This window comes from Priestia megaterium, assembly GCF_009497655.1.
Lineage (GTDB): Bacteria > Bacillota > Bacilli > Bacillales > Bacillaceae_H > Priestia > Priestia zanthoxyli.
This window is the reverse complement of sequence record NZ_CP023317.1, coordinates 3884748-3911589: the sequence shown is the minus strand read 5'-3', so window position 1 is coordinate 3911589 and position 26842 is coordinate 3884748. Positions and strand designations below refer to the sequence as shown.

Here is a 26842-nt window from a genome sequence, read left to right as displayed (position 1 = left end):
TGGAGGCGGTATTAAAATGACAAGAGAATTACATGTAGCAGTAGTAGGAGCAACAGGTGCAGTAGGACAACAAATGATTAAAACCCTACAGGAGCGTAATTTTCCAGTTGGTAAATTAACGTTATTATCTTCAGCTCGTTCAGCTGGTAAAAAAGTGTTGTTTAACGGAGAAGAAGTTGTTGTGCAAGAAGCAACTCCTGATAGCTTTGAAGGCGTGGACATTGCTTTATTCAGTGCAGGCGGCAGCATTTCAAAAGCACTTGCACCAGAGGCAGTAAAACGCGGAGCAATCGTTGTAGACAACACAAGCGCTTATCGAATGGATGAAAATGTCCCGTTAGTTGTGCCGGAAGTGAATGAAGATGCATTACACGCACATAACGGAATCATTGCTAATCCAAACTGCTCTACAATTCAAATGGTAGCAGCATTACAGCCATTACGCGAAACATACGGCTTATCTAAAGTGCTAGTATCAACGTATCAAGCCGTTTCTGGAGCAGGTGCTGCTGCAATTAATGAATTAAAAGAACAAGCTAAAGCTATTTTAGAAGAAAAAGAGTTTACACCGGAAATTTTACCGGTTGGTGGAGATAAAAAACATTATCAAATTGCTTTTAATGCCATTCCGCAAATTGATAAATTTCAAGATAACGGTTTTACATTTGAAGAAATGAAAATGATTAATGAAACGAAAAAAATTATGAGCATGCCTGAATTGCCAGTAGCTGCTACTTGTGTTCGTCTACCGGTTGTAACAGGTCATTCAGAGTCAGTTTACATTGAAATTGAAAAAGACGGTGTAACGGTAGCTGATGTGAAAAATTTATTGGCTGATGCACCTGGTATCGTATTGCAAGATGATCCAGAAAATCAAGTATATCCAATGCCAGCAGACTGTGTAGGTAAACGAGATGTGTTTGTCGGCCGTATTCGTAAAGATTTAGATCGCGATAACGGTTTCCATATGTGGATCGTTTCTGATAACTTGTTAAAAGGTGCAGCTTGGAATTCTGTACAAATTGCAGAATCACTTATTAAGCTTAGCTTAGTAAAATAAGCGCAACCAGAGTGTCTCGGAACATGATGAGGTGTAAGTATGAAAATAATCGTCCAAAAATTTGGAGGAACTTCCGTTCGTAACGAAGAAGGAAGAGCAAGAGCAATCTATCATTTAAATAATGCATTAAGTGAGGGTTACAAAGTAGTCGTTGTTGTATCGGCAATGGGACGAAAAGGTGAACCGTATGCAACGGATACATTGCTTTCACTTGTTGATGGAAATAAAGCGTCTCTTAACAAACGTGAGCTTGATATGCTTATGGCATGCGGAGAATTAATTTCATCGGTTGTGTTTACAAATTTATTAAACGAAAATGGGATTAAAGCTACAGCATTAAACGGTGCACAGGCAGGGTTTGTGACGAATGATGATTTCACCAATGCCAAGATACTAGAAATGAAATGCGACCGTTTGTTAAAAGAATTAGAAGAATATGATGTCGTTGTCGTAACAGGCTTTCAAGGGGCAACTGCTGAAGGTGATACAACAACGCTTGGACGCGGAGGTAGCGATACATCTGCTTCAGCGTTAGGTGCAGCCCTTATGGCTGATTACATTGACATTTTCACGGATGTAGAAGGTGTGATGACAGCGGACCCGCGTATTGTAGAAGATGCAAGACCGCTATCCGTTGTCACATATAACGAAATATGCAACATGGCTTATCAAGGTGCAAAAGTAGTTCACCCACGTGCTGTAGAGATTGCCATGCAAGCAAAAGTACCGATGCGCGTCCGTTCCACGTATGCTGATTCAGAAGGTACGCTCGTTACATCTCAAGGTGAAGCACAGCAGCGTGGAAGCGATGTGCAAGAACGCCTTGTAACAGGCATCGCCCACGTATCCAACGTGACTCAAATTAAAGTTTTTAGTAAAGAAGGCCATTATGATACGCAAGCAGAAGTATTCAAAGCAATGGCACAAGAAAAAATCAGCGTAGATTTTATCAATATTTCACCGAAGGGTGTTGTATATACGGTAACAGATGAAGCAACTGACAAAGCAATTGATGTGCTTCATGCGCTAGGGTATGAGCCGGCTGTTATTCGCAACTGTGCCAAAGTATCAACGGTTGGAGCAGGAATTGCAGGGGTGCCTGGTGTTACATCTAAAATTGTTACAGCTCTTTCTAGCGAAGGTATTCAGATTTTACAATCTGCTGACAGCCATACGACGATTTGGGTGCTTGTAAAAGAAGAGGATTTAAAGAAAGCCGTTAATGCTCTTCATGGTGCCTTTGACTTGTCAAAAGCACCGCAAAAGAGATAAACTACATGTTCCGTTAGCTATAAGCTAACGGTTCATTATATGAATAGGGATAATGCAATTTCAAGGAGTGAAAACATGATTGATTTTGGGAAAGTCGCAACAGCGATGGTAACGCCTTTTGATCATAAAGGAAATATTGATTTTGAAAAAACAACGCAGCTTATTAACTATTTAATCAGCAACGGTTCAGATGCGTTGGTTATTGCAGGAACAACGGGTGAATCTCCTACGCTTTCAACAGAAGAAAAGCTGGCGCTGTTCCGCCACTCAGTAAAGGTAGTAGATGGCCGTGTACCTGTTGTTGCAGGTACAGGAAGCAATAATACGTATGCATCAATTGAATTAACGAAAAAGGCAGAAGAAATCGGCGTAGATGCGATTATGATTGTAGCACCTTATTATAACAAGCCGAATCAGGAAGGCTTGTATCAGCACTTTAAAACAATTGCTGAAAGTACAGAGCTGCCTGTCATGTTATACAATATTCCAGGGCGATCCGTGATCAATATGTCTGTGGATACAATTGTACGCCTAGCTGAACTGCCAAATGTTGTAGCGTTAAAAGATGCAAGCGGCGACCTTGACGCAATGACAGCTATTATCGCACAAACAAGCGATGATTTTGCTTTATACAGCGGTGATGATGGCTTAACACTGCCGGTATTAGCAATTGGAGGAACTGGGATTATTTCTGTTGCCTCTCACGTTATTGGAAATGAAATGCAAGAGATGGTTAAGCTGTATGAGTCAGGAAATCCGAAAGAAGCAGCAAAAATTCATCAGCGTATTGTACCTGTGATGAAATCTCTTTTTGCGGCTCCAAGTCCAACGCCTGTTAAAACAGCTTTACAGCTAAAAGGGTTAGACGTAGGATCGGTACGATTACCTTTAGTTCCGTTAACGGAAGAAGAACGCCAAACGTTAGTCAGCACATTAAATACGCTATAAGCTATAAGTATGTTTTTTAAACGTCTCTTCATTGACCGTATATACGAGTTGATGAAGAGACGTTTTTTTCTTATAAGATAATAGAAGAGTAGATGACGGAAATAGACGAATGAAATTTCTTGTATTCCAATTCTTACTTCAGTTATAATGTAAGCAAATGAAATTGTACGGGTGAAAGTAAGTAGGAGGAACTTATGGTACTAGAAAAGACAGAAAATATTAAAATTTCAGCCTTGGGTGGAGTCGGAGAACTTGGAAAAAACATGTATGTGGTGGAAATCAATGAAAACATATATGTGTTAGATGCAGGGTCAAAGTTTCCGGGAGGAGAAATGTTAGGAATTGATATTGTCATTCCTGACATTACATATTTAGTAGAAAATCAGCAGAACGTAAAAGGCATTTTTGTTACTCATGGACACGAAGAGCAAATTGGGGCTATTCCCTTTATACTTCAAAAATTGGACGTGCCGGTATATGGTACAGAATTAACGCTAGCACTTATCAAAGAAAAGTTAAAAGAGTATGGAATTAAAAAATATGAAGCTTTACATCCTATCACTTCGTCAACGGTTTTATCGTTTGAAGGAGTGGATATTTCATTTTTTAGAACGCAGCACAGTATACAAGATTCAGTCGGCATTTGTTTACAAACCAATCAAGGTGCGATTGTATATACAGGTGATTTTAAATTTGATCAAAACTCAGTCAGCATTCAAAGCGCTGATATTGGAAAAATGGCTGCCATTGGGGAAAAAGGCGTCCTGTGTTTGCTTTCAGACAGTACAAATGCGGATAAGCCAGGCTATACAGTTTCCGAGGCCGTCATCGGACAAAATATTACCGACGCTTTTTATAAAAGCAAAGGTCGAATCATTGTTGCTGCATACAGTTCCAATCTGCACCGTATTCAGCAAATTATTCATGCCGCATATCAGCATGGCCGTAACCTGATCGTTATGGAAAAGAGTATGCTGAAAATCATTGATATTGCAGCAAAACTTGGACATTTGCAGCTGCCTGAGGATTTAATTGTTCCTGTGCAAAAGCTAAAGGATCTTTCAGAACATAAAACGGTTATTTTAACAACAGGTCATCACGGAGAGCCGATTTCAGGTCTTACTCGAATGGCTAAACAGTCCCATAAATTTATTCAAATCAAACAAGATGACACGGTGCTGCTGGCTGCTACACCCGTGGCGGGGCACGAAACGACCTTTTCAAAAACAATTGACGTCATCTTTCGTTTAGGAGCAAGCGTAGTGTTTGCTCAGAAGAAAGTGCAGGCTTCCGGACACGGCAGTCAAGAAGAATTAAAATTTATGATTAACTTAACAAAGCCGAAATATGTCATGCCTGTGAATGGAGAGTACCGAAAACAAAAAGCTTATGCAAAGCTAGCCGGTCAATTAGGAATATCAGAAGATCATATTTGTTTGCTTGAAAAAGGTGAGCGAGTTGAGTTTAAAGATGCTCGCATGTACCCTAGCGGTTCTATTCAAGCGGGAAATACGCTCATTGATGGACTAGGCGTCGGCGATATTGGGAATATCGTTCTGAGGGATCGCAGGCTGCTGTCACAGGACGGAATCTTAACGGTAGTAGTTACGATTAATAAACGTCAAAAAACAGTAGTAGCGGGGCCAGAAATCATCTCCCGCGGATTCGTCTATGTAAGAGAATCAGAAAAGCTTTTAGAAGAAGCAACGAAGATTGTTCAGCAAATTTTAGAAAAGTGTATGGAAGACAAAGTGATCGAGTGGTCTTCATTAAAATTAAAAATGAGAGAAAGTTTAAATCAATTTTTATATGAAAAAACCCGTCGTAAACCGATGATTTTACCGATTATCATGGAAATCTAATGTGAAGCCTTCCCGCTGGGAAGGCTTTTTATTTGCAGCTGATGCGGATGTAATAACTATGAGAAGTTCATACTACTATTATCAATAAGTGAAAGGAGCTAGAATATGTTTGAAAATAACGAAAGATTACATTCTGATGAAGCGCCTCAGCAGCCTAATAAAAATGAAGAAAGCAAGGGCGGAATATTAGATAAAATTCAACAATTGGGACAGACCAACGTGGCTCAGCTTCCTCAGGATTCTAATATTCACTGTTTAACGATTGTAGGACAAATCGAAGGGCACATGCAGCTGCCTCCTCAAAATAAAACGACAAAATATGAGCATGTCATCCCGCAAATTGTGGCGATTGAACAAAATCCAAAAATTGAAGGATTGCTTATTATTTTGAATACAGTAGGTGGAGATGTAGAAGCAGGTCTTGCCATTGCGGAAATGATCGCTTCGTTATCCAAGCCTTCTGTGTCCATTGTGCTAGGAGGCGGACATTCAATCGGTGTTCCAATTGCGGTTTCAACTGATTATTCGTATATTGCCGGTACAGCGACCATGACCATTCATCCCATTCGCTTAACGGGTCTTGTTATTGGTGTACCGCAAACATTCGAATACTTAGATAAAATGCAAGAGCGCGTGATTAACTTTGTGAGAGAACACTCTCATATTTCAGAAGAAAAGTTTAAAGAACTTATGTTTTCAAAAGGGAACTTAACGCGTGATATCGGGACAAATGTAGTTGGCGGAGATGCTGTTTCATACGGGTTAATTAACGAAGTAGGCGGAGTTGCTCAAGCAATCAAAAAATTGAATGAACTGATTGAGCAAGGACGTCAGAATGAGGAGCAGCTGCTGCAATGATTTTATATACAATGATGCCACAAGAACTGATTTTTCAGCAGTCTTATCATCAAGAACAATCTCAGCCAAAGCTTATTAATCATAATGGAATCCCGGTTATCGTTGAAGAAAATGAACAAAAACAACAGCAAATTGTGAGGGTTTTAAGCACGAATCCTCAAGATTATTTGAATGAAAATTATTATCCTGGTCAAATTTTGTCGTAAGGATTTCAGTATAATTATGGTGAATATGGTATAATGAATATGACGAAGAAGGCAGCCGCTGTATTGGCTGCTTTTTTATTCAACTGATAAAAGAAACAAAATCAACATAGGGTGTTGGACGTTGATTGGAGTGGAAAAATGGCAAAGAAAAAACGAAGAGGTCAAATAAAAAAGGATGAATGGAAACGCATATTGCGCTTTGAGCTTATTGGATTATTTTTATTAGCGTTAACGTTAATTGCCATGGCAGGACTCGGTGCTGTAGGACAGGCTCTTGTACTCGTGGTACGCTTATTTATTGGCGAATGGTATATGCTGTGTTTAATCGGAATGGTTATTCTATCTGTTTATATTATTTGGAAAAGAGAAATGCCTCCTTTAGTGACGCGGCAGCTTATCGGTACATACCTCATTATTTTATCTATTTTACTGTTTAGTCACGTGACGTTATTTGAAAATTTATCGAAAAACGGAACGTTTACAGATCCATCTGTCATTATGAATACGTGGGATTTGTATATGCTCGAAGCAACGGGACAATCGAATCACAGTGATTTAGGGGGAGGGATGATAGGAGCTATTATGTTTGCCATGTTCTACTATCTGTTTGATAGCTTAGGAACAGAACTTATCGCTGCCTTGCTTATTGTGATTGGGGTACTGCTCATTACCGGACGTTCGCTTCACGAAACGGTATTAAAACTTCTGTCACCTCTAGTTAATTTTTTAACAACGGAGTTAAAAGAAGGCTGGCAAGATATTCAGACGTGGAAACATAAGAAGAAAAAAGCCCCTAAAACAACAAAAAAGAGACGCCAAGAAAAAGCTGTTCAAGAACCTGAAGAAAGCGTGGAAATAGAAGTGGAAGCACCTTCGCCTCCAATTATTGAACACTTTGATTATGGAGAGGAAGAGTCTAGTCAATCTCCTGCTGCTCCTATAGCTCCGGTGCCTCCGGTTATGGAATCGAAGCCTGTAGCTGCTGCACCTCAACAGCCAAGGCCGCAAAAGGAACAGGAAGAAGAAAAAGCTCCTATGATTACCTTTACTGAAACGGAAAATAAAGAGTATGAGCTTCCTCCTATCAAGCTATTGACGATGCCAAAGAAAAGTAACCAGGCAAAAGAGCATAAAAACATTTATAAAAATGCCGAAAAGCTTGAAAAAACGTTTCAAAGTTTCGGCGTAAAAGCAAAAGTGGCAAAAGTTCACCTTGGACCAGCTGTTACAAAATATGAAGTATATCCTGATGTAGGAGTAAAAGTAAGTAAGATTGTTAATTTAAGTGATGATTTAGCACTTGCATTAGCTGCCAAAGATATTCGGATTGAAGCTCCAATTCCCGGGAAATCAGCGGTAGGAATTGAAGTGCCGAACGAAGAAGTAGCGATGGTTTCACTTAGAGAAGTACTTGAAGCGACTGAAAATAACCGACCTGATAAAAAGCTATTAGTTGGTTTAGGAAGAGATATTTCAGGCGAAGCTGTGCTAGCAGAGCTTAATAAAATGCCTCATATGCTTGTAGCAGGGGCAACAGGAAGCGGAAAAAGTGTGTGTATCAACGGTATTATTATTAGTATTTTAATGAGAACAAAGCCTCATGAAGTAAAATTAATGATGATTGACCCTAAAATGGTTGAGTTGAATATGTACAATGGTATTCCGCATTTATTGGCTCCTGTCGTAACAGATCCGAAAAAAGCTTCTCAAGCATTAAAGAAAGTTGTAAGTGAGATGGAGCGACGTTATGAGTTGTTCTCACACAGCGGAACGAGAAACATTGAAGGGTATAACGATTTAGTAAAACGTATGAATGATGATGGAGACGCCGATGCAAAACAGCCGACTCTTCCTTATATTGTGGTGATTGTTGATGAGTTGGCTGACTTGATGATGGTTGCTTCATCTGACGTCGAAGATTCGATCACACGTCTTGCTCAAATGGCTCGTGCTGCCGGCATTCATTTGATTATTGCTACACAGCGACCATCAGTAGATGTTATTACTGGAGTTATTAAAGCAAACATTCCTTCCCGAATCGCTTTTAGTGTATCTTCACAAACTGACTCTCGTACGATCCTAGATATGGGAGGAGCTGAGAAGCTTCTAGGAAGAGGAGATATGCTGTTCATGCCTGTTGGAGCTTCAAAACCTGTGCGTGTGCAAGGTGCCTTTTTATCAGATGAAGAAGTAGAAGAGATTGTTGATTTTGTAATTGCACAGCAAAAAGCACAGTATCAAGAAGAAATGATTCCAACAGATGCCCCTGAACAAGTCGATGATTTTGCAGATGAGCTGTATGACGAAGCGGTTCAGCTTGTGGCAGAAATGCAAACAGCTTCTGTTTCTATGCTGCAGCGACGCTTTCGAATTGGCTATAACCGGGCTGCACGCTTAATCGATGCGATGGAAGATCGTGGAGTGGTTGGGCCTTACGAAGGAAGTAAGCCGCGTTCGGTGTTGATTTCTCAGCAAAATGAAGATGTTGGATCTTAATAAGGTTATTAGAAAAGATGGAGCTGGGACAAAAGTATTTTAGCCTAAGTGAAAAACGAATCACTAATCAACATGTCTGATTAGCGGTTCGTTTTTTTTGTTAGGGTGAATATAGGTTTCATCCGTTTCGTTCCTTCTAGCAGTTGACTGAAAGACAAGGTGAAGACTCCTGCGGGAAAAGCGTAAGCGACGAGGAGGCCCATCGCCCGCCCGTGGAAACCGAAGTCCTGCACGGAAATCAACTGCGGTGTCGCAAGCGTTTCAGCTCATGTATCTTATTTGTTTGTCTTTAGATTGGATTCATTTAGTTATGTCTCAACCTCATTTTTTTATGGAAGAAGAGACGGTAAGAATAGTATTATACAAAAATATGTCATGCTAAATAAATAAAATAAAAACGAATATTAAAAAATTTAATGACTAAAATGTTTGGGTTTTATCTAATATTAGAAGAAAAGTAGGTTGTTAGGTATGCTGACATTAAAAAATAACAAAAATTCATTTTTTTTAAAAAATATTAAAAATTTTAACAAAAAATTAATATAACCTATTTATTTATCTGTCGAAAAATGATATATTATTTTCGATTAAGTAGTCGAACATCAGAGGTCTGATGACTTTTTAATATGGAGGAAGAGTGATGTCTATACGTGCGGATAATCGGCACTTGTATTTACAAGTGATTGATAAAATTAAACAAAATATAGAAAAAGGAATTTTTAAAGAAAAGGAAAGACTCCCTTCAGAGTTTGATTTATCAAAGCAGCTAGGGGTTAGCCGCGCAACGCTACGTGAGGCACTTCGCATATTAGAAGAAGAGAATATTATTGTTCGCAGACACGGCGTGGGAACATTTGTCAACACGAAGCCTACTTTTTTGTCAGGGATTGAGCAATTAAATAGTATAACACATATGATTGAACAAGCTGGTATGAAGGCCGGAACAATCTTCTTATCTTCTCAAATACAAGAGTTGTCTGAAAATGATTTAACACGTTTTGCTTGCGGGGAAGACGAACAGATTTTATTTGTTGAACGGGTGAGAACGGCAAACGGAGAGCCTGTTGTATATTGCATGGACAAGGTTCCTCAAAAAATATTGCCTGAAAATTTCGAATATAAACAGGAATCTTTGTTAGAAATTCTTGAAAAACAAGCAGGAAAGCACATTTCATACGCCGTGGCAAATATTGAGCCTCTAGGCTATCATGAAAAAGTTTCTCCTATTTTACAATGCGAGCCAGAAACCGCTTTGCTTGTGCTGAAACAAATGCATTATGACCAGTATGATGAACCCATTTTATATTCCATCAATTATTTTAAAGCAGATCAATTTAGTTTCCAAGTACTGCGTAAACGCGTCTAGTTTTTTTATGGTTAAATGTCAGAAAATTTACAACTATTTAATATTGTCCTTTTAAGGAGGTGTCAAATGTAGGTCACAGGGACGAAATAGAAAATTGGCTTTATACTTTTAAAACTATTCAGGGGGTTAAAACATGTTAAAACGTAAAACGGGACTTGCATTATCACTAGTATTAGCGGCAGGAACACTTTTAAGCGCGTGTGGCTCAAACGACGCAGATAAGAGCAGCGGAGATAAAAAAGCAGCGGATTTTAAAGTGGGAATGGTAACAGATACGGGCGGGGTAGATGATAAATCGTTTAACCAATCTGCTTGGGAAGGTCTAACAAAGTTTGGGAAAGACAACGGACTTGATGAAGGGACTGGATACAAATATTTGCAGTCTACAAAAGCATCTGAATACGAGAGCAACCTTTCTAAATTTGCTGAGAGTGGCTACAACTTGACGTATGGAATTGGCTTTTTGTTAAAAGAAGACATTAAAAAAGCAGCAAAGCAGTATCCAGATGCTAACTTTGCATTAGTAGACGATACATTAAAGTCAGAAAACTTAGATAACGTGGCGAGCATTCTATTTAAAGAAGAGCAGGGCTCTTTCTTAGTAGGTGTAGTGGCAGCGAAACAAACGAAAACGAACAAAATCGGCTTTATCGGAGGCGTTGAATCTCCATTAATCAAGAAGTTTGAAAACGGATTTAAAGCAGGTGTTAAATCTGTAAACCCAGACGCTGAAGTTATTTCTCAATACGCGGAAAGTTTTAACTCTCCAGAAAAAGGCTCAGCTATCGCTTCTACCATTTACAGCAAAGGCGCTGATATTATTTATCAAGCGGCTGGCGGTACTGGAAACGGCGTATTTACAGAAGCTAAAAACCGTTCAAAAGGCGGTAAAGACAAAAAGGTTTGGGTAATTGGAGTTGACCGCGATCAGCATGAAGAAGGTATGCCTGAAAACGTAACGTTAACTTCGATGGTAAAACGCGTTGACCTGGCTGTAGAAGATGTTGCAAAAAAAGCAATGGACGACAAATTCCCAGGCGGTAAAGAGGTTGTGTTTGGCTTAAAAGAAGACGGAGTGGGAATTGCTCCATCACAAGATAATGTAAGCAAAGATGCGTTAAAAGCAGTTGATGAGTATAAGCAAAAAATTCTAGACGGTGACATTACAGTGCCTCAAACGGATAAAGAATTTAAAGAGTTTGAAAAAACGCTTAAAAAATAAGCTGATATCTGTTAAGCAATGATTATATGAGTATAAAAGGCTAGTGAAAACTAGCCTTTTTCATAGCCGAAAAACGGAAGACAGAATCCTGTAGCAGGAAGGAATAGGGAGTGAAAGTAGTGGAATATGTTATTGAAATGCTAGATATTCGCAAAGAGTTTCCCGGTATTGTCGCTAATGACAATATTACACTCCAAGTAAAAAAGGGAGAAATTCATGCTTTGTTAGGAGAAAATGGTGCAGGTAAGTCAACGCTGATGAACGTTTTATTTGGGCTTTATCAGCCTGAAAAAGGGCAGATTCGTGTAAACGGCCAAGAAGTCAAAATCACGGACCCTAACGTAGCGAATGACTTAGGAATTGGAATGGTTCATCAGCACTTTATGCTTGTTCAAAACTTTACAGTCACAGAAAATATTATTCTTGGGAACGAACCGACGCGAACGGGGAAAATCAATATTAAAAAAGCAGCTCAAGATATTCAAGAGCTTTCAAATCAATATGGATTATCGGTAGATCCATATGCGAAGATTCAAGATATCTCAGTTGGCATGCAGCAGCGAGTGGAAATTTTAAAGACGCTTTACAGAGGAGCCGACATTCTTATTTTTGATGAACCTACTGCCGCCTTAACACCTCAGGAAATTACGGAATTAATTCAAATTATGAAAAAATTAATTCAAGAAGGAAAGTCGATTATTTTAATTACGCATAAATTAAAAGAAATTATGTCAGTGTGTGACCGCTGTACAATTATTCGAAAAGGTGTCGGGGTTGGTACGGTAAATGTGCAAGAGACCAACCCTGATGAACTTGCTGCTTTAATGGTCGGAAGAGAAGTACATTTTAAAACTGAAAAGAAAACAGCGACTCCAAAAGAAGCTGTGTTAACAATAAAAGAATTAGTAGTAGAAGACAGCCGAGGAGTAGAGGCTGTAAGTTCACTTGATCTAAGCGTTCGAGCAGGCGAAATTGTAGGCATCGCGGGTGTGGATGGAAATGGCCAAACAGAGCTGATTGAGGCAATTACGGGTCTAAGAAAAATAAAGTCGGGCTCGGTCACGTTAAAAAATCAAGAACTGTCTACGTTATCCACGCGTAAAATTACGGAGTCAGGAGTAGGACATATTCCGCAGGATCGCCATAAGCACGGGCTTGTATTAGATTACACAATTGGTGAAAATATCGGTCTTCAAACGTATTATCAAAAGCCGATGTCTAAATCAGGTATTTTGAATTATAAAGAGCTGTATAAAAAAGCAAAAGAGTTAATTGCAGAATATGATGTGCGAACCCCTAGTGAATATACGCAAGCGCGATCGCTATCGGGCGGAAATCAGCAAAAAGCCATTATTGCCCGTGAAGTAGACCGCAGTCCGGAACTATTAATTGCAGCTCAGCCAACGAGGGGGCTGGATGTAGGAGCCATTGAATTTATTCATAAAAAGCTGATTGAAGAACGAGATAAAGGACGGGCAGTGCTGCTCGTTTCGCTAGAACTAGATGAAGTAATGAATCTAAGCGATCGCATTGCGGTTATTTATGAAGGGAAAATAGTTGACATTGTAGATCCAAAAGAAACGAATGAACAAGAGTTAGGTCTATTAATGGCAGGCGGTACGCGTGAGAAAGCGGGTGGAACAGCATGAATAAACTTGTGAAAAATGAACGTGTAATGATGATTTTGATCCCTGTTGTATCGGCCATATTAGGACTCATTGCCGGAGCGGTTATTATGTTACTAGGCGGCTATGATCCAATGCTTGGCTATCAATCTCTTTTTGACGGGATGTTTGGGACGCCAAAAGCCATTGGAGAAACGATTCGTGCCATGACTCCTCTTGCTCTGGCCGGTATTGCGGTTGCGTTTGCTTATAAAACCGGTCTCTTTAACATTGGAGTAGAAGGACAGCTTTTAGTTGGCTGGTTGGCTTCAGTATGGGTTGGGTATGCGTTTGATTTACCAGCAGTCATTCATATTCCTTTAGCTGTATTAGCAGCAGCTGCAGCTGGAGCAGTTTGGGCGTTTATTCCAGGATTTTTAAAAGCAAAATTTCATGTTCATGAGGTAATTGTTTCCATCATGATGAACTATATTGCCCTTTACACCACGAGCAGCTTAATCCGTACGTATTTATACGCGGGTAATGAAAAATCGTATGATATTAAAGAATCGGCATCTTTAGCATCAAGCTTTTTAGCACAGTTAACCAATAACTCCCGCCTTCATTACGGCATTCTTATTACCATCGCTGCAGCCGTCGTAATGTGGTTTATTTTGAATAAAACAGCTAAGGGCTTCGAGCTAAGAGCCGTTGGTTTTAATCAGCATGCTTCACAGTATGCAGGAATGAATGTAGGCCGAAACATTGTGTTATCCATGGCGATTTCAGGCGCTTTTGCCGGGCTTGCCGGGGCTATGGAAGGGCTTGGAACATTTCAATATATGGGCACATTCACTGCGTTTACGGGTACGGGATTTGACGGTATTGCCGTAGCCCTTTTAGGAGCTAACAGCGCAATTGGAATTTTATTAGCTTCATTCTTTTTCGGAGGACTGCAAACTGCGGCTCCTCAAATGAACTTTATGACAGGCGTACCGTCTGAATTAATTCAAATTGTCATTGCGCTTATTATCTTTTTTGTTGCATCTGGTTATTTAATTCGCTGGGTGCTTGGCCGTGCAGGCAAGGGGGGAGCAAAATGAACTTCTTAGAGGTGTTAGCCATTATTATTCCAGCGGCGCTATATTCAGCTGCACCGCTTATCTTTACCGCGCTCGGAGGGATATTTAGTGAACGTTCCGGGGTTGTGAACATTGGATTAGAAGGGCTGATGATGTTTGGCGCGTTCACAGGTATTGTTTCAACCCTTTTACTTCAGGATTCATTAGGTGCTTGGGCCCCGTGGGTAGCAATAGTAATTGCGGCTGTTGTTTGCGCTGTGTTCTCGCTGATTCATGCTGTTGCAAGCATTACATTAAAAGCAGATCAAACTGTAAGTGGTGTAGCCCTGAATTTTCTAGCTGCGGGTCTTTCAATCTTTTTAATTAAAAAGATTTTTGGGAAAGGACAAACAGATTTTATTCAATTCCGTATCGATAAAGTAAGTATTCCAGGTTTATCAGACATTCCAGTAATCGGTAAAATTCTGTTTTCGAACGTTCCTATTACGTCTTATATTGCGATTGCGCTAGCTTTTGCTGTATGGTACATCATTTATAAAACGCCGTTTGGTCTCCGTCTTCGTTCAGTTGGTGAACACCCAATGGCAGCAGACACGATGGGGATCAAAGTTGTGAGAATGCGTTACGTTGGCGTTATGATTTCCGGCATGTTCGCTGGAATCGGCGGAGCGGTGTATGCCACGTCTATCGCTACAAACTTTGCAGCGGGAACGATTGCTGGACAAGGGTTCCTTGCTATTGCGGCCATGATTTTCGGGAAGTGGCATCCTATTGGTGCTTTAGGTGCAGCCATGTTTTTCGGATTAGCACAGTCTTTGAGTATCACGGGAGCTCAGATTCCGGTTATTCAAGATATCCCATCCGTCCTTTTAACCATTGCACCGTACGTATTAACAATCTTAGCGCTTACTGGTTTTGTAGGACGTGCTGAGGCTCCTAAAGCGCTGGGCGTTCCTTATGAAAAAGGCCGCCGCTAATAAATCCTCTATACGAGGTCTAACAATGACTAAAGTTGGATAAATATAGAAGGTGGAGACAAAGAAATCATATTCTTTTCTCCGCCTTTTTTTCATTGAGAGAAAGAATATGAAAAGAAATGAGGAAGCGCGCGGCAAGTTACTTGAAAATGTTTCCTTGAATTCGATATAGTGGTTATAAGACTAAAATTAGCGTTAAAGATTCAAAATAGAAGTATTGTCTAGTTAATACATCAAAATTTAAAAGGAGGTTTATATATGAAATTATTGACTGAACAAAAACATGAACTAGAAGGATTGACTGTTCATACCATTCAAACAGCTAAGTACAAAACAAACACGTTCATTTTAAAACTAAATGCCCCTTTAGATAAGAAAACGGTGACAATGCGTGCCCTTTTACCTTATGTGCTTCAAAGCGCTACCGAGTCGCTGCCGTCTACGACAAAGCTTCGTACATATTTAGATGAGCTTTATGGTGCTACTTTACAAGTAGACTTAACAAAAAAAGGTGATAACCACGATATTACGATTCGCATTGATATAGCGAATGAAAAATATTTGAAAGATTCAACTCCGCTTTTACAAAAAGCGTTAGCTCTTCTTGGCGATATTTTATTAAAGCCAGCAGTTGAAGGGGACTCTTTTTTAACGGATATTATGACAAAAGAAAAGCGTTCGCTTCGTCAGCGAATTCAAGCCGTATTTGATGATAAAATGCGCTATGCTAATTTAAGACTAGTTGAAGAAATGTGTAAGGAAGAACCTTACTCTTTACATGTAAACGGTCAAATTGACGATGTGGAAGAAATTACAGGTGAAAGTTTGTACGCCTATTATCAGCAGGTGTTAAAAGAAGATGCCATTCACCTTTATGCTATTGGAGATTTGCAAGTCGAAGAGGTTTTACAAACAGTAAAAGAAACATTTACTTTACCAAAGCGCGAGCAAAAAGACATTGAAGATTCTATCACGTCTAAAGAGATCTCGAACGTAAATGAAGTGGTGGAAAAACAAGAAGTCAAACAAGGGAAATTAAATATTGGCTATCGTACAAACGTTGTATACGGAGATAGACAGTATTTTGCTCTTCAAGTATTCAATGGGATATTCGGAGGGTTCTCACATTCCAAGCTATTTATTAACGTTCGTGAAAAAGCGAGCTTAGCTTACTATGCTGCTTCGAGAGTAGAGAGTCATAAAGGATTACTAATGGTCATGTCGGGTATTGATGCTAAAAATTACGACCAAGCTGTTACGATTATTAAAGAACAAATGCAGGAAATGAAACAAGGATCGTTTACAGACGGCGAAATCGCTCAAACGAAAGCCGTTATTCACAACCAGCTGCTTGAAACGGTGGATACTCCACGAGGACTAGTAGAGGTTATGTATCATAATGAATTAACGGGTAAAGATATTTCAATTGATGAATACTTAAAGCATATTGATGCGGTATCTAAGCAGGAAATTATTAAAGTGGCTGAGAAAATTGAAATGGATACAATTTATTTCTTAACAGGAACGGGCGGTGAAGAAAATGGAGAAAATTGAATTTTCGCAGCTTCAAGAACAGCTGTATCATGAAAAAATGGATAACGGGCTGCAGGTATACATTTTGCCAAAACCGGAGTTTAACAAAACGTTTGCCACTTTTACAACAAACTACGGATCGATTGACAATCAATTTGTACCGCTAAATGAAAATGAAATGACAAAAGTTCCGGATGGAATTGCCCACTTTTTAGAGCATAAATTATTTGAAAAAGAAGACGGAGATGTCTTTCAGCAGTTTAGTAAACAAGGTGCTTCGGCCAACGCATTTACTTCTTTTACCCGCACAGCTTACTTATTCAGCTGTACATCTAACTTTGAAGAAAATCTTGAAACATTAGTGGACTTTGTACAAGAGCCGTACTTCTCAGAAAAAACGGTAGAAAAAGAAAAAGGCATTATCGGTCAAGAAATTACAATGTATGACGACAATCCGGACTGGCGCTTGTATTTTGGTACCATTCAAAATATGTACAAAAACCATCCTGTTAAAATTGATATTGCTGGCACGATCGAATCGATTTCACATATTAATAAAGATTTACTGTACACATGCTATGAAACGTTCTATCATCCGAGCAACATGCTGTTGTTCATTGTAGGTCCTGTTGATGCGGAAAAAGTAATGAAGCAAGTTCGAGACAATCAGCAGAAAAAAGATTATAAAGAAATCTCTGACATACAGCGTCATTTTGACGAAGAGCCTGAAACGGTGGATCAAGAAAAACAAGTATTAAAAATGCCGGTGCAGTCTTCGAAATGTATGGTGGGTCTAAAAGCGAAAAATCCGCAGCGTTCAGGCGGAGAAATGCTTAAATACGAGTTAGCAATGAATATCATTTTAGATTATGCATTTGGAAAAAGCTCTTCGTACTATGAGGAGTTGTATGCAGACGGACTCATTGATGAAACGTTTGCGTATGATTATACGGAGGAAAGAGGATTTGGTTTTGCTCTTATCGGAGGAGATACGGATCAACCCGAACAGCTGTATGATCGAGTTAAACAAATTTTACTTGAAATGAAAACAAAATCACTAACAGAAGAGGAACTTGAACGTATTCGTAAAAAGAAAATCGGCGGATTTTTACGTTCATTAAACTCACCTGAGTTTATCGCTAATCAGTTTACACGCTATGCGTTTAATGATATGAATTTATTTGATATTGTTGAAACGCTAGAAAAACTGAAGGTAAACGAAATAAAAGATGTGCTAAACGAGATTATTGATGAAAAGAACTTTACGGTTTGTGAAGTAGTACCTAAATAAAGATGATTGTTGCCAAAAAAGCTGATGTTCATCAGCTTTTTTGCATGTAAAGGAGAGAAGGCTATGGAGAAATTTGCCCTTGTGACAGGTGCAAGCGGAGGAATTGGCACAGCGATTGCTAAGCAATTGGCTGAAGATGGATACTCGCTTATTTTGCACTATCATCAACGAAAAGACAAAATAGAGGCGCTTGCACATGAGCTAGCTGAAAAGGTGAAAACCGTGTTTACAGTACAAGCGGATTTATCATGTAAAGAGGGAGTGGAGAAGTTTTTAAAGGAGATTATTGTTCCGGTAGAAGTTATTATTCATAACAGCGGACGAAGCGTTAGCGGGTTAATGACAGATGCTTCGGCAAATGAAACCGAAGAAATGATCTATCTTCACATCACGGCTCCCTTTGTTATTACAAAAGCTTTGCTGCCTAAAATGATCAGTGCTAAAAGCGGACAAATTATCATGATTTCTTCCATTTGGGGACTTACAGGAGCTTCGTTTGAAGTTCTTTATTCAATGGTAAAAGGCGCCCAAAATACGTTTGTAAAAGCTTTGGCAAAAGAGGTTGCATTAAGTGGAATTCGCGTCAATGGAGTTGCGCCCGGAGCGATTGAAACGGATATGATGGCCAGCTATTCAAAAGAAGAGGTTAAAGAGCTGGCTGAAGAGATCCCTTTAGGAAGAATAGGATATCCAAAAGAAGTGGCAGATACGGTTTCATATTTAATATCTTCACGTGCTTCGTATATAACTGGACAAATATTATCGGTTAATGGCGGTTGGTACATATAAAGTGTGCATAAAATTAAAAACAAGGTACAAACTATGATATGAATAAACCTTAAGGAGGGCTACTCATGTCAGTATTAGAAAACTGGGATAGCTGGAAAGATTTTTTAGGCGACCGTTTACATCATGCACAAAACGAAGGAATGCAAGAAGAAGTTATTCATGATCTTGCTTATCAAATTGGTGGATATTTAGCAAACCAAGTTGATGCAAAAAATGATCAAGAGCGAATTTTAGCAGACCTTTGGAGCGTTGCTTCTAAAGAAGAGCAGCATGCGATTGCGAGCAGCATGGTGAAATTAGTTCAAAATAACGGATCAGTAAAATAAGTTATCGTTTCTAAAAAGGAGCTAATTCACCGCGTGTGAAAGCTCCTTTTTTCTTAGAATTAAATAGTACAAATAAATAAGCGCTTACATACATAACAAATGTAGAACTACTTGCCTTTAGGGTTTATAATATAATGGAAATCATTTATAGTTAAACTAGGTGAAAAAAAGGGGGCACCTCTCGAAGGCCAGCCAAGAAATGGGAGGGGTTTGATGGAGAAAATTGAGTGGTATTTAGAATATCAAATACAAAAAAATCGTCCGGGTCTTTTAGGTGATATTTCATCGCTTCTTGGAATGTTGTCAATTAATATTGTCACAATTAATGGAGTGGATGATATTCGCCGTGGATTATTGCTGCGCTGTGATTCACATGAGCAAATAGACAGGCTTGAATCTATTTTGAAAACAATGGATAATATCATTGTGACAAAAATGAGACCGCCTAAATTGCGTGATAAGTTAGCAGTGCGTCACGGTCGCTATATTCAGCGTGACGCAGATGATAAAAAGACATTCCGTTTCGTAAGAGATGAATTAGGTTTGCTCGTAGATTTTATGGCGGAACTGTTTAAACAAGAAGGTCATAAGCTTATCGGTATTCGAGGTATGCCGCGAGTAGGCAAAACTGAATCCATTGTAGCAGCTAGCGTATGTGCGAACAAAAGGTGGCTTTTTGTGTCTTCTACACTCTTAAAACAAACGATTCGCAGTCAGCTTATTGCTGACGAATACAACGCTGATAATATTTTTATCATTGACGGGATTGTATCGACCAAACGAGCGAATGAAAAGCACTGGCAGCTTGTTCGAGAAGTAATGAATGTACCCGCGACAAAAATCGTGGAGCATCCGGATGTATTTGTACAAAATACCGAGTATTCGTTAGATGATTTTGCCTACATTATTGAAATAAGAAATGACCCCAATGAGAAGATTACATATGAAATAATGGAAGGTCCTCAAATGTTTCAAGACGGTGGATTATCGATGTTTGATTTTTAGCATAATTGGTAGGTGTTAGCATTGACAGAGTTAGGACAAAGGTTAAGACAAGAACGAGAAAGCAAAGGATTGTCGTTAGAGGATTTACAAAAACTAACGAAAATTCAAAAACGCTATTTACTTGGCATTGAAGAAGGCAATTATGAGGTTATGCCAGGGAAATTTTACGTACGAGCGTTTATTAAGCAATACTGCGAAGCAATTGGGTTGGACACAGATGCTATTTTTGAAGAATACAAATCAGACATTCCTTCAACTCAAACAGAAGACATGCCGCAGCAGCTTTCGCGCGTTCGCAGCCGCAAAGAAATTCCTCAGCATACAAAAGGAGTTTCAAAAGCATATGACTACCTTCCAACTGTTCTAGTGGTGGCGGGAGTTGTAGTTGTTGGGATTATTATTTGGGTAATCGCTCAAAATATCGTCTCGGATAAAAACAAGGAGCAGGCTAACCAAGAAGCTCCAAACAGCGAAGTTCAGCAGTCTAACACGCAGGAAGAAACGAATGAAACTACTGCAAAAAATGACAATAGCAAGTCAGAAGATGAACAAAGTGCTGCTGATAAGAAAGAACAAGAAAAAGAAAAAGCTGAAAAAGAAAAAGCCGCAAAAGAAAAAGCTGAGAAAGAAAAAGCTGAAAAAGAAAAGAAAGACAGCGGTAAACAAGAATACAAGGAAGTTCAAAAAACAGGCAGAAGTGCTACGTATGCTCTTTCCGGTACAGATGCATTTAACCTAGAAGTAACATCCACTCAAGCAGATACTTGGTTAGATGTGAAAAATGGAAAAGGAAATGCTTTCTTTAGCTCCATTCTAAAAAAAGGTGAAACAAAAGAATTTGATTTGACGAAAGAAACGGAAGCTCGTGTCAACATCGGTTATTCACCTGGAGTAGAGTTAAAAGTAAATGGAAAAGCGGTTGACTTGCCGTTTGATTCATCCAAGCAAGTTCGACAAGTTGTAACGATTCAATATCAGCCGGCAGAAGCACAGTAAACAGCCTGTTTTAAAAAGTGGTCAGGGTGTAAATAAAGATAATATGTGAATTAAACACTCATTCACGCTATAATAAAACCAAAGCCGTGCAAACAACTTCGTTTGCACGCTTTCAGTTTGTAACAGTAATTGGAGGCAGAAGAAGTGAATTTACCAAACAAGATTACCATTTCGCGAATTTTTCTAATTCCCGTATTCCTCATTTTTATGATGGTGCCGCTACCATTTGGCACAGTGGAGGCAGCAGGAAAAGAGATTCCGATCGCTCATCTATTAGGGGCGGCATTATTTATTATTGCATCTACAACAGACTGGATCGACGGATACTATGCAAGAAAGTACGATTTAGTCACAAACTTGGGCAAGTTTTTAGATCCACTAGCAGACAAGCTGTTGGTTTCAGCTGCGCTTGTAGCTATTGTTGACTTAGATTTAATTGCAGGTGCAGGATGGGCTGCTATCATCATTATTAGCCGTGAATTTGCTATCACAGGTTTAAGACTTGTACTAGCAGGGGAAGGAGAAGTTGTAGCAGCCAATATGTTAGGTAAAATTAAAACATGGACTCAAATTTTAGCTATTTCAGCTATTCTGTTGTACAACTTGCCTTTTGAATGGATTTCCATTCCGTTTGCTAGCGTAATGCTTTGGATCTCAGTGATTTTTACGGTTATTTCAGGCTGGGACTACTTTGCTAAAAACAAACAGGCTTTTGTTAATTCAAAATAAGTAAGATGGAGATGATATGATGAACGCTGAAATTATTGGAGTCGGCTCTGAGCTGCTGCTTGGGCAAATTGCCAATACAAACGCTCAGTATTTATCGAAAAAATTAGCCGAACTTGGAATTAATGTTTACTATCATACAGTAGTAGGAGATAATGCACAGCGCTTGAAAGAAGTGATTGCTACAGCTCAAACACGTGCAGAGTTAATTATTTTCACAGGCGGGCTTGGTCCTACAAAAGATGATTTAACAAAAGAAACAATTGCGAGTGTGCTAGGAGTAGAGTTGACAACAAATGCGGAAGCACTTGAAAGCATTGAAGCCTATTTCAAACAGTCAAATCGTATCATGACACCTAACAATAAAAAACAGGCAATTGTACTTGAAGGTTCGACAGTGCTCCCTAATGATTACGGAATGGCTCCAGGTATGGGGCTTACAGTAGAGGGAAAACACTATATGCTATTCCCAGGGCCGCCAAAAGAGCTCTATCCAATGTATGAAGCATATGGTCAAGAATTTTTAGCTCAAAAGCTTGAATTAAAAGAAAGTATTGAATCACGCGTTCTTCGTTTTTTCGGAATAGGAGAATCACAGCTTGAGACGGAAATTGAAGATTTGCTTGATGCGCAAACAAACCCGACGATTGCACCGCTTGCAGGAGATGGAGAAGTGACGCTTCGCTTAACTGCTAAGCACGCTGATGCTGCTGAAGCACAGCGCATGTTAGACGAAGTGGAAAAAACCATTTCAGAGCGCGTAGGCGAGTATTTATATGGATACGAAGCAACTTCTTTACATAATGAATTGGTAAAAGAATTAACGGCACAAGGCTTGACGATTGCTTCAGCCGAAAGTTTAACCGGCGGGTTATTCAGCGAACGTTTAACAACTGTTTCAGGTGCTGGAGAAGTTGTTAAAGGCAGCCTGGTAGCCTATCATTATGAAATCAAGCAAAATATTCTCGGAGTGAGCGAACACACGCTGAATCAGTACGGAGCTGTTAGCGAGCAGTGCGCGGCTGAAATGGCTCAGCGTATTCAACAGTTATACAAAACGGATATTGGCATCGGTTTTACGGGTGTAGCTGGACCCTCTAAACAAGAAGGACACCCTGTAGGAACAGTGCATATAGGGGTCGCTTATAAGGATCAAACTCCTCAAGTTTACAGTTTGCAGCTATCTGGAAGCCGCCAAGGAATTCGTTCACGAACGGTTAATTACGGCTGTCATTACGTATTGAAGACGATAAAAAAATAAAGAAAAAAGGCTGCTTAGTTTTACCAAAGCAGCCTTTTTTTAATTTTATAAAAAACGAACATTTATTCGCTTTTTGCTTGTCAAACGACCTAAAAACTAGTATAGTAAGTTATAGAAAGTTGTTAATTCGACATTGCTACTACATCGTAGTAAGTTTGCAGTTTATAGATGATTTCAAAGAGATAGAGGAGGAAATTGAGTGAACGATCGTCAAGCAGCCCTTGATATGGCTTTAAAGCAAATTGAAAAGCAATTTGGTAAAGGTTCAATTATGAAATTAGGTGAACAAACGGAAAAAAGAATTTCTACAATTCCAAGTGGTTCATTAGCATTAGATATAGCTTTAGGCGTAGGTGGATATCCACGTGGACGTGTGGTGGAAGTATATGGCCCAGAAAGCTCAGGTAAAACAACAGTTGCTCTTCACGCGATTGCAGAAGTTCAACAGCAGGGCGGACAGGCTGCATTTATCGATGCGGAGCACGCGTTAGATCCTGTATATGCTCAAAAATTAGGTGTTAATATTGATGAGCTGTTATTATCTCAGCCTGATACAGGAGAACAAGCTTTAGAAATCGCTGAAGCTTTAGTTCGAAGCGGCGCAGTAGATATTATTGTTGTTGACTCAGTAGCAGCGTTAGTGCCAAAAGCGGAAATTGAAGGAGAAATGGGAGACTCTCACGTGGGTCTACAAGCTCGTTTAATGTCTCAAGCATTGCGTAAACTATCTGGAGCTATTAACAAGTCTAAAACAATCGCTATCTTTATTAACCAAATTCGTGAAAAAGTCGGCGTAATGTTTGGTAACCCTGAAACAACTCCTGGTGGACGTGCGCTTAAATTCTACTCTTCAGTGCGTCTAGAAGTGCGTCGTGCAGAGCAGTTAAAGCAAGGAAATGATATCGTAGGTAACAAAACAAGAATTAAAGTTGTGAAAAATAAAGTAGCTCCGCCTTTCCGTGCTGCCGAAGTAGATATTATGTACGGAGAAGGTATTTCAAAAGAGGGTGAAATTTTGGATATCGCTTCTGAACTAGATATTGTCCAAAAAAGTGGATCTTGGTATTCATATAATGACGAGCGTCTAGGTCAAGGCCGTGAAAATGCAAAGCAATTCTTAAAAGAAAATACTGATATTCGTCAGGAAATTGCGGGACAAGTGCGTGAACATCATGGTTTAGACCAAGATGGAGAGCCAGCTCCTGAGGATGACGATCAAGGCGATTTAAATATTTAATTTGCTGCGAGATAAAAAAAGACTCCTCTATTTCAAAGAAGGGGTCTTTTTTTTGTAAAAATTGTTAATGCTAGAAAAGTAACATGCGAAATTTCAATATATACTGTAGAGGCAGGCTTGACAATAAAAATGCACAGATTTACAATTAAGATGTATATTTTCCCTTTTTAAAACATTTTAGCGTTTAAAAGCCTTTGTGTGTATATTGAAAGGTGAATACGATGTACATGCCGACATGAAATTTAAAACTTACAAGTTTATAGCAAGGGGAGGTGAAATGATGGATACTAATACAATCATCTTCGCTTTGCTTGGCCTAATCGTCGGTGCAGTTGTTGGCTTTTTTGTTTGTAAATCGATTGCTGAAGCTAAAATTGCGGGAGCAAAGTCTAGTGCAGAACAAATTATTGATGAAGGAACCCGCGAGGCGGAAGCTTTGAAAAAAGAAGCTTTACTAGAAGCGAAGGATGAAATCCATCAGCTTCGTACAGAGGCAGAACAAGATATTCGTGATCGTCGAGCAGAACTTCAAAAACAAGAAAATCGATTAATGCAAAAAGAGGAAAATCTTGATCGTAAAGACGAATCACTTGATAAACGTGAAGCGTTACTTGAAAAGAAAGATGATTCTCTTACTGTTAAACAACAGCATATTGAAGAGATGGAAAGCAAAGTTGAAGAAGTAGTACGTGCACAGCAAACAGAGCTAGAGCGCATTTCAAGCTTAACAAGAGAAGATGCAAGAGCGATTATTTTAGATCGTGTTGAAAATGAACTTTCCCACGACATTGCAATAATGGTAAAAGAAACAGAAAACCGTGCAAAAGAAGACGCCGATAAAAAGGCGAAAGAAATTCTTTCACTTGCTATTCAGCGTTGCGCAGCAGATCATGTTGCTGAAACGACTGTCTCAGTTGTTAACTTGCCAAATGACGAAATGAAAGGCCGAATTATCGGTCGAGAAGGTCGAAACATCCGTACGCTTGAAACTTTGACAGGAATTGATCTTATTATTGATGATACGCCAGAAGCAGTTATTTTATCAGGATTTGACCCAATTCGTCGTGAGACAGCAAGAATTGCACTTGATAAACTCGTTCAAGATGGTCGTATCCATCCCGCACGTATTGAAGAAATGGTTGAAAAATCTCGCCGCGAAGTGGACGAATATATTCGTGAAGTCGGTGAACAAACGACGTTTGAAGTCGGTGTTCATGGGTTGCACCCAGACTTGATGAAAATTCTTGGGCGCTTAAAATTTAGAACAAGCTATGGTCAAAATGTGCTGAAACATTCAATGGAAGTAGCGCATTTATCAGGACTTATGGCTGCTGAATTAGGTGAAGATGAAACGTTAGCCAAACGAGCAGGATTGTTACATGATATTGGTAAAGCAATTGACCATGAGGTAGAAGGAAGCCACGTAGAAATCGGTGTTGAATTAGCTACAAAGTATAAAGAACATCCGGTTGTTATTAACGCGATTGCTTCTCACCATGGAGATACAGAACCAACATCAATCATTGCTGTACTAGTTGCAGCAGCGGATGCATTATCTGCTGCAAGACCAGGTGCTCGCAGTGAGACGTTAGAAAACTACATTCGTCGTCTTGAAAAGTTAGAAGAAATTTCAGAGTCTTATGAAGGCGTTGAAAAATCATTTGCAATTCAAGCAGGGCGTGAAGTTCGTATTATGGTGAAACCAGATACGATTGGTGATCTAGAAGCGCATCGACTTGCTCGAGATATCCGAAAACGAATTGAAGATGAGCTGGATTATCCTGGCCACATCAAAGTAACGGTTATTCGCGAAACAAGAGCAGTAGAGTATGCAAAATAAAAATGAAGTGGCGTTTCGCCACTTTATTTTTTTTCGTAGAGATGAAGATGCAGATTAAGAATGAAGTATAGGAGCTTTTACATGAGAATTTTATTTATTGGAGACGTAGTTGGTTCTCCAGGCCGTGAAATGGTTGAAGAATATTTACCGAGATTAAAAAGAAAATACTCTCCGGGACTTACAATTGTGAATGGAGAAAATGCAGCTTCAGGAAAAGGAATTACCGAAAAGATTTATCGTCAGTTCTTACAAGCAGGGGCTAACATTATTACTCTTGGTAACCATGCGTGGGACAAACGTGAAATTTTTGATTTTATTGACGATGCAAAAAATCTTGTTCGTCCAGCTAATTTTCCTGAAGGTACACCGGGCAAGGGAATTACGTATTTTACGTACAATCAGCTTGAGGTAGCCGTGATTAATTTACAAGGGCGCACGTTTATGGCTCCGCTTGATTGTCCATTTCAAAAAGCAGATGAACTGATTGAAGAAGCACGTCAGCGCACTCCGCTTATTTTTATTGATTTTCATGCTGAAACAACAAGTGAAAAGCAAGCGATTAGCTGGTATGTGGACGGTCGTGTCAGCGCTGTTGTCGGCACTCATACGCACGTTCAAACAGCTGACAATCGTATATTGCCAAAAGGAACAGCCTACATCTCTGACGTAGGAATGACGGGACCTTATGACGGCATTTTAGGGATGGAGCGCGAAGCAGTTATTAAGCGTTTTTTAACGTCTCTTCCTGTTCGATTTGAAGTGCCAAAAGAAGGAAGAACGCAGCTTAGTGGAATCGTTATTGATATTGATCAAAAGACGGGGAAAGCAACAAAAACAGAGCGAATTTTAATCAACGAAGACCATCCGTTTTTTGAATAAAGGGAA

General features: G+C 39.4%; 23 protein-coding genes. All 23 read left to right on the top strand.

Annotated elements, in window-relative coordinates:
- Positions 1 to 16 precede the first annotated feature (16 nt).
- Positions 17 to 1060, top strand: a complete 1044-nt coding sequence (asd, locus tag CEQ83_RS20005; protein ID WP_013058824.1) for an aspartate-semialdehyde dehydrogenase — start codon at positions 17 to 19, stop codon at positions 1058 to 1060.
- A 39-nt stretch (positions 1061 to 1099) separates the two neighbouring features.
- Positions 1100 to 2332 carry an aspartate kinase gene (gene dapG, locus CEQ83_RS20000; protein ID WP_028411393.1) on the top strand — a complete coding sequence of 411 codons (1233 nt, stop codon included), beginning with the start codon at positions 1100 to 1102 and terminating at the stop codon, positions 2330 to 2332.
- Positions 2333 to 2407: 75 nt separating this feature from the next.
- Positions 2408 to 3280: a 4-hydroxy-tetrahydrodipicolinate synthase gene (dapA, locus tag CEQ83_RS19995; protein WP_013058822.1), complete on the top strand. Its 873-nt coding sequence runs from the start codon at positions 2408 to 2410 to the stop codon at positions 3278 to 3280.
- A gap of 194 nt (positions 3281 to 3474) precedes the next feature.
- Positions 3475 to 5142, top strand: coding sequence for a ribonuclease J (locus tag CEQ83_RS19990; protein WP_155017480.1), 1668 nt, complete (start codon positions 3475 to 3477; stop codon positions 5140 to 5142).
- Between the two features lie 105 nt (positions 5143 to 5247).
- Positions 5248 to 6000 (top strand): ClpP family protease, encoded by a 753-nt coding sequence (locus tag CEQ83_RS19985; RefSeq protein WP_013058820.1) that lies wholly within the window; start codon positions 5248 to 5250, stop codon positions 5998 to 6000.
- Positions 5997 to 6206: a YlzJ-like family protein gene (locus tag CEQ83_RS19980; protein WP_028411391.1), complete on the top strand. Its 210-nt coding sequence runs from the start codon at positions 5997 to 5999 to the stop codon at positions 6204 to 6206. The genes CEQ83_RS19985 and CEQ83_RS19980 overlap by 4 nt, the downstream gene beginning before the upstream one ends.
- Positions 6207 to 6344: 138 nt before the next feature.
- Positions 6345 to 8702, top strand: coding sequence for an FtsK/SpoIIIE family DNA translocase (locus CEQ83_RS19975; protein WP_047749914.1), 2358 nt, complete (start codon positions 6345 to 6347; stop codon positions 8700 to 8702).
- A gap of 640 nt (positions 8703 to 9342) precedes the next feature.
- Positions 9343 to 10068, top strand: coding sequence for a GntR family transcriptional regulator (locus CEQ83_RS19970; RefSeq protein WP_028411389.1), 726 nt, complete (start codon positions 9343 to 9345; stop codon positions 10066 to 10068).
- A 133-nt stretch (positions 10069 to 10201) separates the two neighbouring features.
- Complete coding sequence (locus CEQ83_RS19965; RefSeq protein ID WP_071271111.1) at positions 10202 to 11290, top strand: BMP family lipoprotein; 1089 nt, start codon at positions 10202 to 10204, stop codon at positions 11288 to 11290.
- Between the two features lie 119 nt (positions 11291 to 11409).
- A complete protein-coding gene (locus tag CEQ83_RS19960) occupies positions 11410 to 12939 on the top strand; it encodes an ABC transporter ATP-binding protein (RefSeq protein WP_028411387.1) in 1530 nt (509 codons plus the stop codon).
- On the top strand, positions 12936 to 13997 hold the full coding sequence (locus CEQ83_RS19955; protein ID WP_098999597.1) for an ABC transporter permease: 1062 nt from the start codon (positions 12936 to 12938) through the stop codon (positions 13995 to 13997). The genes CEQ83_RS19960 and CEQ83_RS19955 overlap by 4 nt, the downstream gene beginning before the upstream one ends.
- Positions 13994 to 14953, top strand: a complete 960-nt coding sequence (locus tag CEQ83_RS19950; protein ID WP_013084750.1) for an ABC transporter permease — start codon at positions 13994 to 13996, stop codon at positions 14951 to 14953. Before CEQ83_RS19955 ends, CEQ83_RS19950 begins: the two co-directional genes overlap by 4 nt.
- 258 nt (positions 14954 to 15211) lie before the next feature.
- Entirely contained in the window at positions 15212 to 16507 is a 1296-nt protein-coding gene (gene yfmF, locus CEQ83_RS19945; protein WP_028411385.1) for an EF-P 5-aminopentanol modification-associated protein YfmF, read from the top strand.
- Entirely contained in the window at positions 16494 to 17777 is a 1284-nt protein-coding gene (gene yfmH, locus CEQ83_RS19940; protein WP_025750276.1) for an EF-P 5-aminopentanol modification-associated protein YfmH, read from the top strand. Before yfmF ends, yfmH begins: the two co-directional genes overlap by 14 nt.
- Before the next feature lie 63 nt (positions 17778 to 17840).
- Positions 17841 to 18566: an elongation factor P 5-aminopentanone reductase gene (gene ymfI / locus CEQ83_RS19935; RefSeq protein WP_028411384.1), complete on the top strand. Its 726-nt coding sequence runs from the start codon at positions 17841 to 17843 to the stop codon at positions 18564 to 18566.
- A 65-nt stretch (positions 18567 to 18631) separates the two neighbouring features.
- Positions 18632 to 18892 carry a DUF3243 domain-containing protein gene (locus tag CEQ83_RS19930; protein ID WP_013058809.1) on the top strand — a complete coding sequence of 87 codons (261 nt, stop codon included), beginning with the start codon at positions 18632 to 18634 and terminating at the stop codon, positions 18890 to 18892.
- Between the two features lie 213 nt (positions 18893 to 19105).
- Positions 19106 to 19897 carry a DUF3388 domain-containing protein gene (locus CEQ83_RS19925; protein ID WP_028411383.1) on the top strand — a complete coding sequence of 264 codons (792 nt, stop codon included), beginning with the start codon at positions 19106 to 19108 and terminating at the stop codon, positions 19895 to 19897.
- 12 nt (positions 19898 to 19909) lie between these two features.
- Positions 19910 to 20893, top strand: coding sequence for a helix-turn-helix domain-containing protein (locus tag CEQ83_RS19920; RefSeq protein WP_223546233.1), 984 nt, complete (start codon positions 19910 to 19912; stop codon positions 20891 to 20893).
- Between the two features lie 144 nt (positions 20894 to 21037).
- Positions 21038 to 21622 carry a CDP-diacylglycerol--glycerol-3-phosphate 3-phosphatidyltransferase gene (gene pgsA / locus CEQ83_RS19915; protein ID WP_028411382.1) on the top strand — a complete coding sequence of 195 codons (585 nt, stop codon included), beginning with the start codon at positions 21038 to 21040 and terminating at the stop codon, positions 21620 to 21622.
- A gap of 16 nt (positions 21623 to 21638) precedes the next feature.
- The gene (locus CEQ83_RS19910) at positions 21639 to 22880 is read left to right on the top strand and encodes a competence/damage-inducible protein A (protein ID WP_028411381.1); all 1242 of its coding nucleotides are present in this window, start codon (positions 21639 to 21641) and stop codon (positions 22878 to 22880) included.
- 199 nt (positions 22881 to 23079) lie between these two features.
- Positions 23080 to 24117 carry a recombinase RecA gene (gene recA, locus CEQ83_RS19905; RefSeq protein WP_013058804.1) on the top strand — a complete coding sequence of 346 codons (1038 nt, stop codon included), beginning with the start codon at positions 23080 to 23082 and terminating at the stop codon, positions 24115 to 24117.
- A 280-nt stretch (positions 24118 to 24397) separates the two neighbouring features.
- On the top strand, positions 24398 to 25957 hold the full coding sequence (gene rny, locus CEQ83_RS19900) for a ribonuclease Y (RefSeq protein WP_013058803.1): 1560 nt from the start codon (positions 24398 to 24400) through the stop codon (positions 25955 to 25957).
- A gap of 81 nt (positions 25958 to 26038) precedes the next feature.
- Positions 26039 to 26836, top strand: coding sequence for a TIGR00282 family metallophosphoesterase (locus CEQ83_RS19895; RefSeq protein WP_028411380.1), 798 nt, complete (start codon positions 26039 to 26041; stop codon positions 26834 to 26836).
- The last annotated feature ends 6 nt before the right edge of the window (positions 26837 to 26842 follow it).

Excerpts from the sequence above, each read along its gene's own strand:
- asd (WP_013058824.1), top strand. The coding sequence starts at position 17 with ATGACAAGAGAATTACATGTAGCAGTAGTAGGAGCAACAGGTGCAGTA.
- dapG (WP_028411393.1), top strand. The coding sequence starts at position 1,100 with ATGAAAATAATCGTCCAAAAATTTGGAGGAACTTCCGTTCGTAACGAA.
- dapA (WP_013058822.1), top strand. The coding sequence starts at position 2,408 with ATGATTGATTTTGGGAAAGTCGCAACAGCGATGGTAACGCCTTTTGAT.
- CEQ83_RS19990 (WP_155017480.1), top strand. The coding sequence starts at position 3,475 with ATGGTACTAGAAAAGACAGAAAATATTAAAATTTCAGCCTTGGGTGGA.
- CEQ83_RS19985 (WP_013058820.1), top strand. The coding sequence starts at position 5,248 with ATGTTTGAAAATAACGAAAGATTACATTCTGATGAAGCGCCTCAGCAG.
- CEQ83_RS19980 (WP_028411391.1), top strand. The coding sequence starts at position 5,997 with ATGATTTTATATACAATGATGCCACAAGAACTGATTTTTCAGCAGTCT.
- CEQ83_RS19975 (WP_047749914.1), top strand. The coding sequence starts at position 6,345 with ATGGCAAAGAAAAAACGAAGAGGTCAAATAAAAAAGGATGAATGGAAA.
- CEQ83_RS19970 (WP_028411389.1), top strand. The coding sequence starts at position 9,343 with ATGTCTATACGTGCGGATAATCGGCACTTGTATTTACAAGTGATTGAT.
- CEQ83_RS19965 (WP_071271111.1), top strand. The coding sequence starts at position 10,202 with ATGTTAAAACGTAAAACGGGACTTGCATTATCACTAGTATTAGCGGCA.
- CEQ83_RS19955 (WP_098999597.1), top strand. The coding sequence starts at position 12,936 with ATGAATAAACTTGTGAAAAATGAACGTGTAATGATGATTTTGATCCCT.
- CEQ83_RS19950 (WP_013084750.1), top strand. The coding sequence starts at position 13,994 with ATGAACTTCTTAGAGGTGTTAGCCATTATTATTCCAGCGGCGCTATAT.
- yfmF (WP_028411385.1), top strand. The coding sequence starts at position 15,212 with ATGAAATTATTGACTGAACAAAAACATGAACTAGAAGGATTGACTGTT.
- yfmH (WP_025750276.1), top strand. The coding sequence starts at position 16,494 with ATGGAGAAAATTGAATTTTCGCAGCTTCAAGAACAGCTGTATCATGAA.
- ymfI (WP_028411384.1), top strand. The coding sequence starts at position 17,841 with ATGGAGAAATTTGCCCTTGTGACAGGTGCAAGCGGAGGAATTGGCACA.
- CEQ83_RS19930 (WP_013058809.1), top strand. The coding sequence starts at position 18,632 with ATGTCAGTATTAGAAAACTGGGATAGCTGGAAAGATTTTTTAGGCGAC.
- CEQ83_RS19925 (WP_028411383.1), top strand. The coding sequence starts at position 19,106 with ATGGAGAAAATTGAGTGGTATTTAGAATATCAAATACAAAAAAATCGT.
- CEQ83_RS19910 (WP_028411381.1), top strand. The coding sequence starts at position 21,639 with ATGATGAACGCTGAAATTATTGGAGTCGGCTCTGAGCTGCTGCTTGGG.
- rny (WP_013058803.1), top strand. The coding sequence starts at position 24,398 with ATGGATACTAATACAATCATCTTCGCTTTGCTTGGCCTAATCGTCGGT.
- CEQ83_RS19895 (WP_028411380.1), top strand. The coding sequence starts at position 26,039 with ATGAGAATTTTATTTATTGGAGACGTAGTTGGTTCTCCAGGCCGTGAA.